14 protein-coding genes are annotated in these 17359 nt (G+C 41.8%); all 14 read left to right on the top strand.

Annotation, left to right across the window (positions count from 1 at the left end):
• Positions 1-164: 164 nt before the first annotated feature.
• The 14 genes from B1202_RS12840 to B1202_RS12775 all read left to right on the top strand — a co-directional run bounded on the left by B1202_RS12840 (position 165) and on the right by B1202_RS12775 (position 17357).
• Positions 165-1949 carry an IucA/IucC family protein gene (locus B1202_RS12840; RefSeq protein ID WP_078191003.1) on the top strand — a complete coding sequence of 595 codons (1785 nt, stop codon included), beginning with the start codon at positions 165-167 and terminating at the stop codon, positions 1947-1949.
• Positions 1942-3399 carry a lysine N(6)-hydroxylase/L-ornithine N(5)-oxygenase family protein gene (locus B1202_RS12835; protein WP_078191002.1) on the top strand — a complete coding sequence of 486 codons (1458 nt, stop codon included), beginning with the start codon at positions 1942-1944 and terminating at the stop codon, positions 3397-3399. The genes B1202_RS12840 and B1202_RS12835 overlap by 8 nt, the downstream gene beginning before the upstream one ends.
• Positions 3399-5234 (top strand): IucA/IucC family protein, encoded by a 1836-nt coding sequence (locus B1202_RS12830; RefSeq protein ID WP_078191001.1) that lies wholly within the window; start codon positions 3399-3401, stop codon positions 5232-5234. Before B1202_RS12835 ends, B1202_RS12830 begins: the two co-directional genes overlap by 1 nt.
• A gap of 54 nt (positions 5235-5288) precedes the next feature.
• Positions 5289-5921 carry a GNAT family N-acetyltransferase gene (locus B1202_RS12825; protein ID WP_078191000.1) on the top strand — a complete coding sequence of 211 codons (633 nt, stop codon included), beginning with the start codon at positions 5289-5291 and terminating at the stop codon, positions 5919-5921.
• Positions 5918-6310 (top strand): hypothetical protein, encoded by a 393-nt coding sequence (locus B1202_RS12820; RefSeq protein WP_078190999.1) that lies wholly within the window; start codon positions 5918-5920, stop codon positions 6308-6310. The genes B1202_RS12825 and B1202_RS12820 overlap by 4 nt, the downstream gene beginning before the upstream one ends.
• Positions 6286-7557, top strand: coding sequence for an MFS transporter (locus tag B1202_RS12815; RefSeq protein WP_078190998.1), 1272 nt, complete (start codon positions 6286-6288; stop codon positions 7555-7557). Before B1202_RS12820 ends, B1202_RS12815 begins: the two co-directional genes overlap by 25 nt.
• 15 nt (positions 7558-7572) lie before the next feature.
• Complete coding sequence (locus B1202_RS12810; RefSeq protein ID WP_078190997.1) at positions 7573-9840, top strand: TonB-dependent receptor; 2268 nt, start codon at positions 7573-7575, stop codon at positions 9838-9840.
• A 110-nt stretch (positions 9841-9950) separates the two neighbouring features.
• On the top strand, positions 9951-11171 hold the full coding sequence (locus B1202_RS12805) for an MFS transporter (RefSeq protein WP_078190996.1): 1221 nt from the start codon (positions 9951-9953) through the stop codon (positions 11169-11171).
• Positions 11172-11394: 223 nt separating this feature from the next.
• A complete protein-coding gene (gene mtlD / locus B1202_RS12800; protein ID WP_078190995.1) occupies positions 11395-13557 on the top strand; it encodes a bifunctional mannitol-1-phosphate dehydrogenase/phosphatase in 2163 nt (720 codons plus the stop codon).
• 191 nt (positions 13558-13748) lie between these two features.
• Positions 13749-14423, top strand: a complete 675-nt coding sequence (locus tag B1202_RS12795) for a 2'-5' RNA ligase family protein (RefSeq protein WP_078190994.1) — start codon at positions 13749-13751, stop codon at positions 14421-14423.
• A complete protein-coding gene (gene cobU, locus B1202_RS12790) occupies positions 14420-14941 on the top strand; it encodes a bifunctional adenosylcobinamide kinase/adenosylcobinamide-phosphate guanylyltransferase (protein ID WP_078190993.1) in 522 nt (173 codons plus the stop codon). The genes B1202_RS12795 and cobU overlap by 4 nt, the downstream gene beginning before the upstream one ends.
• Positions 14938-15990 (top strand): nicotinate-nucleotide--dimethylbenzimidazole phosphoribosyltransferase, encoded by a 1053-nt coding sequence (gene cobT, locus B1202_RS12785; RefSeq protein ID WP_078190992.1) that lies wholly within the window; start codon positions 14938-14940, stop codon positions 15988-15990. Before cobU ends, cobT begins: the two co-directional genes overlap by 4 nt.
• On the top strand, positions 15991-16614 hold the full coding sequence (locus B1202_RS12780; RefSeq protein WP_078190991.1) for a histidine phosphatase family protein: 624 nt from the start codon (positions 15991-15993) through the stop codon (positions 16612-16614). It begins immediately after the preceding gene.
• A complete protein-coding gene (locus tag B1202_RS12775) occupies positions 16611-17357 on the top strand; it encodes an adenosylcobinamide-GDP ribazoletransferase (protein WP_078190990.1) in 747 nt (248 codons plus the stop codon). Before B1202_RS12780 ends, B1202_RS12775 begins: the two co-directional genes overlap by 4 nt.
• Positions 17358-17359 lie beyond the last annotated feature (2 nt).

Raw genomic sequence — 17359 nt, 5'->3', positions numbered from 1 at the left:
TGCAATCCTGTAGCAAATCTTCACAAAAATGCAATTATTAACAATAATGATTATCATTAACATGGTTTCACGCTGGCCAGCGTACTAAGCATTACTTGCACAGTTAAAGAAACATAATTACATGACAAAGCTTGGAAAAGCTTAAAAATAGAGGATATGGTCAGATGAAAGAGCTTGCTAATCGCTTGGCGATGCAGCATCTTGTCAATGCATACTCACAAGAAACCGGTAAAGGTATTTTACTGGAAAAGTATCAACAGAATTCATCACAATTGACGTTTAGCCAAGGCTTGACGTTGTTATGCATCCCTTTAGATTGCATTCAATCACAGTTATTTGTACCACTATCTTATGTCAGCCTTGTTGGTAGACATCGTCTTGCAGATCTCCCACACGTCTTTAACAAGGGACAGAAACAGTCATTTAGTATCACCGCGATCGCGAGTTTATTACTTGAACAGCTCGTACAAGAGTCAGGTCATACATTGGATGCTTCATCAATATTAGAGCGTTGGATCGAAAGTCGTGAAGCGCTTACTCAATTTTTGACACTGCGTGAACATGATTTTGAGGCCTTGGTCCAAGCGGAACAAAGTTTCATTGAATCAGAACAAGCTTTAATTTTAGGGCACAGCATGCATCCTGCACCGAAAAGTCGGGTTGGTTTTGTGCATGAAGATTGGCAAAGGTATTCGCCAGAAGCCAAAGGTCTAAGCCAACTGCATTATTGGTTGGTTGCTCCAGAATATATTCAAGAAGGTTCAGCTTTAGATCAAGCTGTATCAGCGCAATTGAAAAGCGAATTGCAATGGCATTTATCAGAAACAGATCAAGCACTACTGAATGCTTATTCGCATTATAAGTTATTGCCTTTGCATCCTTGGCAAGCACGTTATTTACAGTCAAAAGTATGGTTTAAAAACTTAAAAACCAAATTAAAAATTATTGATTTTGGCGAGAAAGGTTGGGCATTTTCACCAACAACTTCGGTACGCACTATGGCAAGTTTTGCAGCGCCGTGGATGTTGAAACCATCACTTTCCGTAATGATCACCAATTCAATCCGAGTCAATCTTGCTAAAGAATGCCACCGTGGTGAAATGACCCATCGACTTTGGCATTCAAGTCTTGGTGAGCGTATTTTACAACAATGCCCAACGCTCAAAGCGGTGAATGATCCTGCTTGGATGGCATTGAGCATAGATGATGAAATAGTCGATGAAACTATTTGCATCTTCCGTGATCAGCCTTTCAGTGAAAAGCAGCAGGTGAGCTGTATTGCGTCATTGTGCCAAGATCATCCTGCACAGCCGAAAAGCCGTTTTAATGCCTTATTTGAACAAATCGCAAAACAACAACCTGAACTTGATCAAAGCGCCATTGCGATCAATTGGTTTAAACAATTTTTGGCAATTAGTCTAAAACCATTGATGTATTTGTATCACCAATACGGAATGGCCTTTGAATCACATCAGCAAAATGTCTTACTTGAGCTTGAACATGGAATGCCTAAATATCTATGGCTGCGTGACAATCAAGGCTTTTACTATATTGAAGAAGTTGCAGGTGAAGTCTTAACCGCGTTTCCAGAGTTGCAAGAAAAAGCGCATGCCGTGGGTTCCAAAGCCTTTGTCGATGAGCGCTTTAGCTATTATTTCTTTGGTAATACTTTATTTGGAATCATCAATGCAATTGGTGCAACTGGATATGTCACAGAACAGGTGTTGATATCGATATTGCAAAATGAACTGTTGGACTTACATCAGGCTTATCCAGAAAGTTCATTGATTCATTCATTACTGTATCAGCCAACCTTGCCGTATAAGGGCAATCTGTTGACACGCTTGTATGAGTTGGATGAATTGATTGCCCCAGTCGATCAGCAATCGGTTTATGTACAGTTGCCAAATCCTTTATGTGTCGAACAGAAGGATGTGCAATATGCTTGATTTTATTGGGATAGGCTTAGGACCATTTAACCTCAGTTTGGCGAGTTTGCTACATAAGCAAAATCATTTACAGTATCAATTTTTTGAAAAGAAACCACAGTTCGACTGGCATGCGGGTATGCAATTGCCTAATACCGTGTTGCAAGTGCCGTTCATGGCTGATCTTGTTTCCATGGTTGATCCAACCAGTCCTTTTAGTTTTTTAAACTATTTAAAGGCACAGCAGCGTTTATATAAATTTTATTTTTTAGAACAAGCGCAGATTCCTAGGCGTGAATATAACCATTATTGTCAGTGGGTTGCAGACCAACTAGAGCATATTCAATATCAATCAACCGTAAAAGCCATTTATGCCCAAGAGCAAGGCTTTGAGGTCATGGTTGAGCAAGATGGACGTTTTAGACGTTATCAATGCCGAAATTTGGTCATTGGTTCGGGGAATGTTCCGCATTTACCACAGTGTCTAAAAGATATTCAACAACAATATCCAGAGCGTTGCTTACATTCTGCAAATTATTGCAATGCAGCGTTAAATCATTTGAAAGGTAATGTGGTTGTACTGGGATCAGGCCAGTCTTCGGCAGAAGTCTTTATGGATTTGTTTGATCGTCAATATTTGCAGGATCAGACCACAACAGCGCAGTTTAAATTGCATTGGCTGACCCGTTCTAATGGGTTTTTCCCGATGGAATATGCACCGCTTGGTTTAGAGCATTTTAGTCCAGATTATACTGCTCATTTTTATCACCTAAGCCCCGAAAATAAAGCCGAACTATTGAAGCAACAAGGTTTGTTATATAAGGGCATCAGTGCAAAAACCATCCGTGATATTTACCAAAAACTATATCACCGGAGCATTGGTCAAAATATTCAACAGACGCATTTACATGCTCAGGTGGGTTTGGTTGCTGCCGAGCCGCATGGTGCGGGCATCCGTTTGCAGTTTCAGCACAAAGTCACATCAGAACAGTTCTATCTGGATGCAGACTTTGTTGTGGCTTCAACGGGATATCGCAGTCCAGAGTGGCAATATCTCAAATATCTAAAACCACTGATTCAATGTGATGAATTCGGCCGCTGGAAAATCAGTCAGGACTACCGACTACAGCATGACGCTGTCGGTGAAATTTTTGTTCAAAATCAGGAAATGCATAGTCACGGTGTCGGGACTCCTGATTTAGGGTTGGGTGCTCACCGCGCAGCAGTCATTGCCAATCAATTATTGGGTTTTAACTTATACGATTTAGGTGATCAAGCGCAAAGTTTCCAACATTTTTCACCCATTGAAAATGCTGAAATGCACAGTATGGGCATTGTGAAGAAATCAACACTAACCAATATCCAAAGACCATTTTCCGTAAAAAAAACCATTGCCAACTATGCAATGAACCGCAATACGACCATGCCGAATAAGCAAGAACAGAATACGGTTAAACTCGAGAAATTATAATGACATTTGCAAAATTACAGATAAATCAAACGCAGTGGCGCCGTGCAGGGCAAAGACTGATTGAAATGGCGATTGCTGAATTTTTATATGAAGAAATTATTCAGATTCAGCCAGTGGAAAATAACACATGGCAACTCAATCTGGATGACAAAACGTATCAATTTAAAGCGACTCAGTTTCTACTTGGGCATTGGCGTATTGTTGAAGGGAGTGTTCGCGAGTTAAGTGATTCGACAGCACAGCCCGCATGGAATCTACATGAATTTATTCGTGCTTTTTCAAATCAAGCTGAAGTGAAACCTTTTACTAAGGCTTATTTGATTAAAGAAATGAACAATACTTGGTTAGCAGAAGCACATGTATTTGATGAACAGCGATTGCTGAGCCAGGCTGTCTTGTCAGCGCCACACTATCAAATTGAAGGCATGTTGCGTGGACACCCTTGGCTCATAATGAGTAAAGGCCGTATGGGCTTTGGCTATGATGATTATTTAAGCTCCGCACCAGAGATTTCTCCAACGGTCAAAGTCTTATGGTTAGCTGTTCATCGTGATTTAGCTGAGTTTCGTTCGACCGAGGCTTGGGATGCGCAAAGTTTATATCGCCATGAGTTGAACTCAGCGCAATTACACGATTTTCAACAGCAATTAGCGGACAAAGCCTTAGATGCTGCTGAATATTACTTTATTCCTGTACATGCATGGCAATGGCATCAGTGGTTAATCCCGACCTATGCCAATGAAATCGTTGATCAGCGCATTGTAGAATTGGACATTGGACAAGATGACTATGTCCCAATGCAATCAATTCGTACCTTATGCAATACCAGTCATCCTGAACGGCATTATGTGAAGTTACCCGTCAGTATCTTTAATACGGCGGTCTATCGAGGTTTGCCTTCAAAACGAAATTTGGCTGCACCTGCGGTGACCGCTTGGCTGAAGGACATTCGACATCATGATGTAGACCTGCAAAAAACTCAGGTGGAGTTTTTGGGTGAAGTCGCAAGTCTTACTTTGCAACAGCCATGTTTTGATCAGATAGATGGTGCGCCTTACCAGTTTAAAGAATTGTTTGGTTGCCTATGGCGCGAAAGTGTAGAGCCATGTATTGGTGAACATCAGTTAGCGCTTTCCCAAGCAGCATTGTTGCATCGAGATCTAAATGGTCAGTCTATTTTATCCGTGTTGATTCAGGCTTCAGGTTTGACGCCTTTGCAATGGCTGAAACGATTTGCCGAAGTTTGTGTAACACCGCTACTAATTTGCTTATACAAATATGGATTAGCTTTTTCTCCGCACGGTGAAAACACCATGTTGATCCATGAAAATGGCTTACCGAAAAAAATGGTGCTGAAGGACTTTATTGATGATGTCAATTTAGTTGATGAAGATTTTCCTGAACTCGAAAATTTACCACCTGAAGGGCAAATTTTACTGCGCCATCCTGCTGAAGAACTTAGTCACTTTATCTTTACAGGTTTATTCATGGTGCATTACCGCTATATCTGTAATGTCTTCCTTGAAGATTATCCAAAGCATACAGAACTTGAGTTTTGGCAAACCATCTCCAGCGTGATCGACGAATTTCATCAAGCACATCCTGAATGGGCAGATCGTATTGAAAAATTCAGTATGTTCCGTCCAGGTTTCGAGAAAATTTGTCTGAATCGCGTTCGACTGTTTACCACCAGTTATAACGACGAAGCAGAACGACCAGTACCTGTATTTTTAGATCCAATTGCAAATCCTGTGAGTCCAAGCACGTTAAATCACTGGGCAGAACAACAGCATGCCGTAGAACAGAAAACGACAACTAACCGTATTGCGTCATAAGCAGATTTTTGAGCTAAGAACAGAAAAGATTAAACAAATTTAAAGGACGACATCATGACAACGTTATCACGACAACTACCTGATTTTTATGAATACCATGAGAATGAGACGCAATACTACTTACGACAAATGAAATATCCAGATGATATGGCTTTGGTTCATAAATGGATGCATGAACCGCATGTGATTCCACAATGGCAGCTCAATAAGTCAGAAACTGAACTAAAAGTGTATTACGAAAAAATGCTGGCAGATGATCATCACCGAATTTTGATTGTAGGAGTCAATGGTGAAGATGTGGGCTACACAGAGATCTACGAAGGAAAACGGGATCGTTTAGGTTTGTATTACGACGGTGATGAGCTTGATCTAGGTTGGCATTTGTTATTTGGTGAAAAGTCCGTTTTTGGTAAAGGCTATTTACGTCCTGTCATGCGTTTATTGAGCTTTTATATCTTTGAAAATGCCGCATCAGCCAAGATTGTGGGAGAACCTGATCATAGTGTGAAGCCTTATGCCGTTGTGGTTGAAGACATGTGCTATGAAGCGCAGCGCCTAATCCCAATGCCTGAAAAGACTGCCATGTTGTATTACTGCTTCAGAGAAACTTTTTATGCAAAATTCGGTCATTACTTAAAAGACTCCAAGGCATTTCAGCATCAGCAACTAGCTAAGGCGGTGTCATGAGTTATCGCTGCACCCACATGCACATACTGGACATGCGCTTTTCAGCGCATGTTTCAGTGGAAGAGTTTGAACAATGGTTGACTCAAGTTGAGCGCTTTTTTCTAAAAAGTCAGCCCTTTGTTTTGGTTATGCAAACGGCTGAGGGAACGACTTTTCCTGAAGAATATCGGCAAATACAGGCCGTTTGGTACAAGAAGTTTAAACATCTCTTTTTTCAATATTGTTTGGGTCTGGTGCGTATTGCGCAAGATCCAGATGACTTCAAACGTTTAAATACACCCGCGCTGCATGCAGCGTGGCGTGTGCCTTATTACGTTTCATTAGAACAGTCTGATGCGCTGCAATGGGCAGTGCAGAGGTGGATATGCAACAACACTCAAGAAAATTAAATCATGCAATTTCACCATCTCAAATTTCAGTCCTGAGTTTGAGCGTCGTGATCATTTTGTACTTAGCACATGCATTGCCTTTGTATTTTTACAATGTGGCTTTGCCTGCCATTTTACGACATCAAGGGGTAGATTTGCGCTGGATCGGCATGTTATCGCTGCTTTACATTCCATGGGCATTCAAGTTTTTTTGGGCGCCTTGGATCGATCAGCTCTATGTCAAAAAACTTGGTAAACGTAAAACATGGCTGTTGTTTACGCAAATCGCATTGGTACTGGGGGTACTGGTTTTAGCCTTTACGCAGTTTTCTTATGGGCTGACTTTATTTGTCATCGTTGGCTTATGGATTTCAACGTTTGCGGCAACGCAAGATATTGCGATTGATGGTTATACCGTAGAGAAATTTACCGAAGGCAATTACCGTCTGGGCAGTATGGCACAAAGTATTGGGGTGGCCGGCGGGAGCATGCTTGGTGGCGCTGCGACTTTATGGATTTACCAATATTGGGGTTGGCAGTCAGCGCTCACAACATTAGCGCTGCTGACATTTTTAACCATGTTTGCTGTGTTTTTTATTCAAGAAGAGCCAGAAACTCAAATTGCTAAAGCCAAGCCAAGCCTACGACAAGCGTTTAAACGACCTGAGATTCGTTGGGCCTTGCTGCTCATTGTTTGTTATCGCGTGGTGGAAGCACCCGCTATGGCGATGCTCAATCCAATGTTGATCGACCAAAAATGGTCACTGTCTCAGATCGGGGTGTTGATGTCTGTGGTCGGTGCCGGTGTCGGTCTGATTGCAGCTGTTAGTGCAGCTGTATTGCTGAAAAAAATCAAAGCGACGCAATTGTTGGTCTGGGCAGGATGGTTGCGTACATTGCTATATGCCGTGATTGGGGCAGCCGTTGTATTGGGGTGGTTGAATCAATGGCATCTGCTTTTAGGTGTATTTGTCGTGTTGATGCTAGCCATTCGTTATATCGCCATGACATCACTCTATGCCTATTTCATGCAGACCAGTTCTAAAGAACAGGCGGGTACCGATTTCACCATATTAGTGTGCTTTGAATTGCTCGTTTACTTCATTGGCGGTGCATTTTCAGGCTTTCTCGCAAAATCATTAGGCTATGGACATTTTTATCTAGTACTGGCAATCGGCTCAGTAATCAGCGTCTTAATTAGTCAGCGCATTGTTTTAAAAACACAAAATTTAAAAACTCAAACACTTCCGACTCAATCGGAACTCTAAGAAATGGAAAAGAATATGAAACGTTTAGCTCTACCGATGCAACTGACTTGTCTCAGCCTTGCAATTTGCACTCAGCTTTATGCACAAGACGTCACGACAGACACTGCAAAAAATACTGCAGTTGAAACACAAACTGCAGAAGCTACTAAAATGGCACCGATTGTTGTGACGGCAACTCGTTCTGCGAAAAGCATTGCCGATATTGCGGGTACGGTGTACAGCATTCCTAAAGAAGAAATTGAAAAACAAGCCAATGCAGGTAAAAGCACAGCCGATATTGTCGGTTTATTGGTGCCCTCACTGACTCCATCAAGTGGTACAACGTCTAACTATGGGATGACCATGCGTGGACGTGTGGTGCAATACATGATCGATGGTGTGCCGCAAACGGGATATCGTGATGGATCTCGACAACTGGCGAGTATTAGCCCGTCGATGATTGAACGAATTGAAGTGGTCTCTGGTGCAAGTAGTATTTATGGTTCAGGTGCAACAGGCGGTATTATCAATATCATCACCAAACGTGGTGGATCTGAGCCGCTGAGTTTTGAAACGAAAGTCGGTGTCACTTCTGGTAATAACTTTAAGTCTGATGCGCTGGCTTATGAAGCTGCGCAAACCATGAACTTTAATCAAGGCAATTTACGCGGAACTTTAGGTGCAAGCTATACCAAACGTGGTGAAATACAAGATAGTCATGGCAACCGTATTGGGCCTGAAATTGCACAAACAGACCGTCAAGATACCGACACTTTAGATTTAAATGGTCGTGTCAGTTGGAAAATTGCCGATGGTCAAACGCTGAGTTTTGGCGCGCAATATTATAATGATGAGCAAGATAGTGACTATGGCCCTGACTATGGTCCAAATTTAAATGCGCTGCGCTCACAGCCCGTGGGTGGAAAGCTGCCGTTGTCATTAAATGCGGTAAAAGGCTTACAACTTGCTGAACAACCACAAACTGAACGCTACAGCATCAATGCACAATATGAAAATCAAGATATTTTAGGCCATCGTCTAAACGCTGAAACATATTATCGAAATGAAAAAGCACGGTGGTTCCCATCTGCACGTCAAATGGCACCTGAACTCTTCTTGGTGTATCAGTCAGAAACCGATATCGATGTTTTAGGCGCGCGTGTTGCTCTACAAAAAGATCTTAACTTAAATGGTCGTGAACTGGGTTTAACCTACGGTGTGGACTATGAAAATGAAAAAGATCAACAAAATATCCAAATGTATGACAGCGCAACGTTTATTCAAAGTAATGGTCTGAGTTATCAGCCGTTTAACTACTATGCTTTTGGCCCTGATGTTGAAACAGAAAAACTTGGCGTATTTGCCCAAGCGCAATATGAATTAACCGACCGACTAGGCTTACAAGCCGGCATTCGCCATGAACGTGTAGAAAGCGATGTTGATTCATCTGTGCCTTATATGGAAGCCATTACCGCAGATTTAACCCCAGGTTATGTGGCGAAAACACTGAATGGCGGCAAAGTAAAACATGATGCAACGCTGTTTAATGTTGGCGCGGTGTATCACTTAACAGATGCACAGCAAGTGTTTGCCAATTTCTCACAAGGTTCAAACTTGCCCGATGTGCAACGTATGCTGCGTGATGTGCCAGCAAATTCTGTGATTAATAGCCAAACCATTGACCCGATTAAAGTCAATAACTATGAACTCGGTTGGCGTGTACAAAATGCCGGTGGTTTAAATGCAGGCTTGACAGCTTTTTATAATGACTCAGATAAAAGCCTGAAATTTGGTGCGCCTAATTACACCATTGATGTTATTGATACCGATGAGCGTATCTATGGTGTCGAAGCCAATGCCAGTTATGAAGTTCAACCAAATTGGACGGTTGGCGGCACAGTTGCATATACCACGGGCCAATTTAAAAATACCCAAGGTGACTGGCAAGAATTGGATGCCATTCGTGTAGCACCTTTAAAAGGTACAGCATTTTCAGAATGGCAATTTGATAATGACATGAGCCTCCGTGTACAAGCTTTAGCGATTGGCGGTACAGACAAAGCCCAAAAAGACGCTGTGAAATATGGATCTGCTCCAGCAGCGGCAATTAAAGGCTTTGCAACGATGGACGTAATTGCCAATGCAAAAGTAGGACCGGGTAATGTGGGCTTTGGTGTCTACAACGTATGGAATACGGATTATAAATCGGTATACAGCCAGTCGGTTGAAACTGTCTATGGCCCAATTTCTAGCCTAGCTGCTCAAGGTCGTACCTACGGTTTAAGTTATACCGTGAAATACTGATTTAAATCCTAAATCGTGTTTAAAGCACGGTATCGTGACTTACAAAATAGAGGTGGCTTAAGTCACCTCTATTGTTTATAACGTACCATTAAAAATGGATAACAAAAATAATGGATCGAAATAACAAACTGTTTATTGCTGCCAGTCTTGCCAATGGTGCAAGTTTCTCGATGATATTGCCGCTGTTGGCACCATTGGTTCGTGAGTTAAAGCTTTCTGAATTACAAGGCGGAGCAATGGTTTCCGTCGGTGCGCTGCTGATGGCCATCGGTGCGATTTACATTTCAAAGAATCAATCCAAATTTTCGATTTATCAACTCTTGAGTATCGGTTTTGTGGGCATGGCTGTGACATGGGGGTTATTTACAGCCGTGTTGATGTATGGCCTTACTGTTCATATAGGGATGTTGCTGTTGTTTAGTTTACTAATGCTTTCACGTGCAGCGACTGGGGTATTTATGGCGATGCCACAGATTGCCTTGCAAACTTATGTGATGACCCGTTTTAGCAATGAGCAGCAGCGTTCACAAGCGATGTCAAAATTCGGTGCATTAAATAGTGCAGGCGTGATCATAGGGCCATTTCTAACAACCTTGCTACTGGGTTTTGGTGGAATCATGACGCCGCTGTGGGCTGCAATCATTATTTTAGCGTTGATTTCTGTGGTCTTGGTGCTCAGCTTTGACCGACATACAGAACAGCATAGCGTTGAAAAGCCAGTGACAGAAAAGCATGAGGCAGCATCTATGGATTTGAGCATTCAGCAATGCTATCCATGGTTAATGTTGGGATTCAGTCTCTATCTTGCCATCGTGACCGTGAATTTAACGGCCGGGTTTTATATTCAAGACCGCTTTAATATGACTGCTGCAGAAGGCGCAGTGCATTTTGCAGAGTGTTCTCTCGTCGTGGGTATCGCTTTGGTAGTTATGCAAACCCTGATTTCTAAATATTTAAATTGGTCCGTATATCGCTTACTGTGGGTTGGGCTGTTTAGCATGGCTGCAGCCTTGCTAATTTCGGTTTTCACCACTGAATTACGGATATTTCAAGCCACGTACCTGTTATATGGTATCTCGGTTGCGTGTTTAATCCCTGCATTTACTACCGGTGCAGCGCAAACGGCACCCAGTGCGTTACAGACCAAGGTGGCAAGCTGGTGCACAGCCACTCAGGCCTTGAGCTTTGTTGTCGGGCCACTGATTAGTACGGGTTTATATCAATGGCACAAAGAATTTCCGTATTATTTTTTATTTTTAGTGATGCTCGGTCTGATCGTATTCTTTTTATTTCAAACCAAAACTCAAACCGTGAAGCGAGTGACTGAGTGAAATATGCATGAGGCGCATACTTACTTCTATAGACCCTACCGTCCTAAGAACAGTGGGTTTTGATTACATGATGTTACTTGATCAGTGGTTAAGCTTACAAAATAGATGTTTAAAGCAAGCCTGTTGATTAGAAAATAACCACAATTGTTTCATTAATTCTCAAAGTACTGAATCAATAGTTTTCTCCGTTATTCTTTTCACATAAAAAAATAACGGAGGTTAAATGCTTAAATTTAATAATGATTTGGTTCTGGGCGCCATTTTTGATATGGATGGAACAATGTTTGATACTGAACGTTTACGGTTTCAAACATTGAAACAGGCATCTCTTGAATTGACCGGTGTTGAGTTTTCAGAATCTTATCTGATGAATTGTTTGGGGCTAAGTGCACAAAGCGCGCATAGATTGGCCCAAGCCGAATATGATGAAAATATTCCATACGCAGATATTCGCAAACGTGCAGATGAATTAGAGCTGGAGCATGTTCGTCAGTTTGGTGTACCGATCAAAAAAGGCTTGGTTCAAGTTTTAGAACGCTTACGCAAGTCAGGACTACGAATGGCCGTAGCAACATCGAGTCGCCGCGCAATCGCAGAAGAGTATCTCATCAATGCCAATGTGTATAAGTTCTTTGATGTCTTAGTCTGTGGTGATGAAGTTGAAAATGGTAAACCGCATCCGGAAATATTTATACGTGCTGCCGCAAAGCTGAATTTAAGTCCTGCTGATTGTTTGATGTTTGAAGACTCGGAAAATGGTGTGACTTCAGCCTTTGACGCTGGCGGTATTACTGTACTGTTTAAAGATATTAAATCGCCCAATGAAAACATGCTGTCCAAAGCCAAATATTATTATGAATGTATGTATGACTGCTTGACGGAACTTGACCCGTTCACCGCGCATTTAGAGATGCCGCATGTGCAAGAGGCTTTTCCACAAACCCTTAATCAGCTCACTGTCGGTATTCATGGTTTTGGAGCAATTGGTGGTGGTTATTTAGCACAAATTTTGTCGCATTGGGATGGTTATACTCGCCCGAAAAAAATTTATGCATCGACACGTAACCCTTTATATCGTTCTGCGGTCAATGCATTTGGTACCTATAGTATTCGTTATGGTCAATTGTCTTATGACGAACGCATTGAAAACATGGCAGTGATTGATGCTGAAAATATTCAGCAGATGCAAGAGATGTACACAGAGTCGAGTTTGGTTGCCATCTGTTTGCCTGAAAAAGCGATTGCGGAAGAGGCCAAAACCATTGCACAAGGCCTGTATGCACGACATATTGCACATGATGAAAAGGCCATCGAACCCCTAACGATGCTCATCATTTTGAATAAAGTCGGGGCAAAACAATTATTAATGTCACATTTAAAACAGGCTTTAACTGAGCTTGCCGGAGCGGTCGTTGCTGAGAAAATCATGCAACAACACTATTTTTGCGATACCGTGGTCAACCGCATGGTATCTAAGTTGAGTGACCAAAATTTATATCGTCAGCTCCGTATAAAATATAATATTTTTAAACAATTTCAACTGGATGAAGTCGAAGCAGATGCTCAATTAGACTTAGAAGATGCGACGAAATTAAATCCTGATCAGGAACGCCAAGCCACTTTATATGTTGAGGATATGCGACGCAATTTTCACCCAAGTCATATATTGCAAAGCATGGATTTAATTTTATTTAATGCAGAATCTGACATGCCGATCTATGTAGAAAATAACAGTCCTTTGTTAGAAAAAATGCGTCAAATGATTTTGGTCGATCATATTGAAGATATCCAGTTAATCAAAAATCGCTTATGGAATGGCGTGCATGCCATGTTGGCTTGGCAATCTGCACTGTTAAATCATCAAACCATAGGTGTGGCACTTGCAGATAATCGCGTTGATCAATTCATGCATGAACTCATTGACGAGGTGCAGGCTGGTTTAGCACGACGCTTACCAAAGCGTGCTTTTGATTTAACACGGCTGGCAGAGAGCTTTATAAACTCCTGTGAACATGCGTACAAAGACCCATGTGCGCGTGTGGCACGAGATCCTTTACGTAAACTTGCATTTAATGAACGAGTGTTGGGCTCGTTGGCAACCAACTTAAAATATGGACTGGAGACAATGCACCTACAGCAAGGTATTGTCTATGGTTTGATGTATGCCGTGAGTGTAAATCAATGTTCGATGGATCAGGTTATCAACTTTATCCAGTTGCAATTTTCAGAACTGAAAAAGACCAACGAGCTTGAACAACTGCAACGGATCGAACAGATTGAGGCCAATGTAATGACGCAATTGCAGCAGTTTGCTGAACAGTTAAACGATCCACGGGTCAACCATACTGAAATGCAAGATCAGAAAGGTGCAGCGAAATTTGCCTAAAATATAATGCTTAACTGCATGCAATATATATTGAATCACAAATGCTGAGTAAAACTCGGCATTTTTTTATTGAAGAAAGCTCTTAGATGAATGAATTTCAGCTTTAAATGAATATTACTAAATCAAAATTGGGCAAAGTCTGTTTTGATTCATGCTTTAATAAAGCAGATTGAATTTAAAGTGATTTATCTGTGTTTTTAAAACCTTCAACGCAAGTCGTACCGACGCTCAATCAGGATTATCCCGATTGGCATCAAGGTCGTCAGCACTATGCTTTGTGGTATCTAGAAATACAGGATCCTGAATTATTGGCATATCTCACAGCACTTCGAGCGCAGTTTTCAGATCTTTTATACACGCCGAATACGCGCCAATTTCATATCACCGTGTTTATTTGTGGTTTTTTTCAAGAGCTGAATAAAACCCAATTAATCGATCATTCTGAACAACGATGGAATGATAATTTCTCAGCAGATGAATTGGCACTGCACCAACAACAACTTCGACAGTTATCGCTATCTAATATTCGGTTACGTACAGGTCAGATCAATAGCTTTCAAAGCGCGCTGTTTATTGAAATTGTGGATGTAGATCGTAAGTTAGACCATCTACGTCAAGCTTTGAATTTAAGTTCGAATGAAATTGCACCAATCGAATATTGTCCGCATATCACATTGGGCTTGTATAAACAGGCATGGAATAGCGATGATATTTTTGAAAGAATCCAACAAATTGAACAGCACAGCTTTGATTTTGAAAGCGAGCAGCTGACTTTTGGTCATTATCAGGCTCAAGTATTACAAGGGGCGTTGAGTCCTTTTTATCAACATCAGTTCAGACTAAATATAGAGATGGCACAGTCATGATTCATTTCATTTTGGGTGGGGCACGTTCAGGGAAGAGCCGACTTGCAGAACAAAAAGCCATAGAAAGTGCTCAATCCGTCATCTATGTGGCTACTGCACAAGCCTATGATGAGGAAATGCAGGAGCGAATTCAGCATCATCAAGCGGACCGTCCTGAACATTGGGGGCTGATTGAAGAGCCTTTGTATTTAGCCGATCGCTTAGTTGAAATAGACCAAGCTCATCAAACCATTCTTATCGATTGTTTAACGCTGTGGATGAGTAATTTATTGATGCATGAACAAGCAGACTTTCAACAGCATCAATGCCAAAAATTACTTGCGGTGCTACCGACATTAAAATCAGACATTATTTTAGTCAGTAACGAAACTGGACTAGGCGTTGTACCCATGGGGCAAATCAGTCGAAAATTCGTCGATGAATCTGGGCGCTTACATCAACAAATGGGTCAAATTGCGGACCATGTGGTGTTTTGTGTTGCAGGTTTTCCAATGATCTTAAAAGGAGATAAAGCATGAACTGGTGGCAAGAACCCTGTCAAAATCCGAGTATCGAAGCAAAGCAACAGGCGGCAAATCACCAGTTACAGCTAACCAAACCTACGGGCTCGCTTTCAGAACTTGAAAATGTTGCGGTGCAACTTGCATCATTACAAAACACTGATCAGCCTAATATCGATTTTCCATGGATCACCATTTTTGCCGGTGATCATGGTGTGATGGAAGAAAATATTTCAGCCTACCCACAAGCCGTCACACGCCAAATGCTACAAAACTTTACGACAGGTGGAGCATGTATTAGTGTGATTGCACGTGAGTATCAAGCCAAACTACAAGTGATTGACTGTGGTTCGGTGGGTGAAGCCTATGAATATGCAGGGGTTGAGCGCTACTGTATTGCAGCAGGTACGGCAAATTTTACTAAAACTGTTGCGCTGACCGAATCACAATGTATTGAAGCGATGAATCTCGGCCGTAAAAGTGTTGAAGATGCTATCGCTGCAGGTGCGTCTATTTATGTCGCAGGGGAAATGGGCATTGGCAATACCTGTTCGGCTTCTGCTGTCGCATGTTTTTTATTTAATGAGCCGGCCGAAAAACTGACAGGTGTCGGTACTGGCATTCGCGCGGAACAATTGGCACATAAGAAACAAGTGATTGATCAAGCTTTAGCTTTACATCAGGACTATGTCGGCCAAGATGTCTTTAAAGCTCTATGTGCTGTAGGTGGTTTGGAAATTGCCGCGATGGTTGGAGCATACATTCGCTGTGCGCAATTGGGTTTGGCAATGGTGGTGGATGGATTTATTAGTACGGTTTCTGCCTTGGTCGCTGTTCGTTTAAATCCTGCTGTACGTGAATGGATGCTCTTTGGTCATCAATCGGCTGAATATGGGCACCAACTTTTACTTCAAGCCCTTGAAGCTAAACCACTCTTAAAGTTGAATTTACGTTTAGGTGAAGGCAGCGGTGCCGGTGCAGCATTGGGTTTAATTCGTTTGGCATGTCGTTTACATAACAATATGGCAACTTTCGCGCAAGCTGCTGTGATTGGTGAAAAAGTTTAAATGGAACATTTCCGTTTAGATATATTGCGTCATGGTGAGACTGAACTAAGCCATACCTTACGTGGTTCTACAGATGATGCTTTGACGCAAAAAGGTTGGCAGCAGATGCAGCAGACCATAGATGATGTATTGAACGTGATACATACACACGGTTTAGCGAGCTGGGATGTCATCATCACTTCTGACTTACAGCGCTGCCGTTTATTTGCTTTAGATTTGTCTCAACAACTTAAATGTCCAATGTTTGAAAATGCGATGTTTCAAGAAATGCATTTTGGCGACTGGGAAGCGGTATCAACCAAGCATATCTATGAAAACACCCCAGAGTTACTCGCACAGTTTTGGCAAAGTCCCAGCACATTTACGCCACCGAATGCAGAAAGTCTTCAGCAATTTCAACAACGGATATTAAGCGGTCTAGATGAGCTAGTCTTGCAGGCTCAACAGCATCATTGGCACCGCGTTTTATTGGTTTCCCATGGTGGTGTGATTAAATTATTAAAATGTATGGCACAGAAAAGTCATTTAGATGATTTACTAAAAATGACGGCTGAATTGGGACAATTAAATTCATTCATTGTGCAAAATCGTGCAAATATTCGTCTTTTGGAGCAAAGTGAATGACACCTTTTTGGATTGCTCTACAGTTTCTCACGACTTTCCCGATTCAACTCAAAGCGATGCCATCGAAACAGCAAAATGGACAATCTTTGTTGTTTTATCCTATGGTGGGATTGTTGATCGGTGGCATTCTTGCCTTGCTTGCCTTTATATTGCATAGTCTGCCGATCATCTTACTCAGTAGTATTTTGCTGGTAGTTTGGATTTGGCTCACAGGTGGATTACATCTAGATGGTTTAGCTGATACGGCAGATGCGTGGGTCGGTGGCTTTGGTGATGCCGAGCGTACACTTAAAATCATGAAAGACCCTGCATGTGGGCCGATTGGTGTGTTGAGCCTCCTCGTGATTTGCTTACTCAAATGGTCGGCACTTTATGTTTTGCTACAACAGCAAATGTATTTGGCATTAATTGTATTTCCAGTCTTGGGTCGTTTAGCCCCTTTATTTTTGTTTTTAACAACTCAGTATGTCCGTGAAAAAGGCTTAGGCTCATCGATAGCAGCAACTATTCCACGAAAGTCGGCATACCTGGTCTTTATACTCTGCCTAAGTGCATGTTTGTATTTTAGCTGGCTTGGAGTGGTGAGTATATTCGCGTTTATTTGTACTTTACTGTATTTGCGATGGAAATTTATTCAGCGTATAGGTGGTGTGACTGGAGATACAATTGGTGCAGCGATTGAAATCACAGAAGTGACGAGTCTTTTAGCGTTTGTCATAGCAATACATTATTTAGCTGCATAGTT

Source organism: Acinetobacter amyesii (genome assembly GCF_002018365.1).
In the GTDB taxonomy this organism is placed as follows: Bacteria; Pseudomonadota; Gammaproteobacteria; order Pseudomonadales; family Moraxellaceae; genus Acinetobacter; species Acinetobacter amyesii.
Note: the sequence above shows the minus strand (reverse complement) of the source record. Positions and strands in the feature narration are given on the sequence as shown.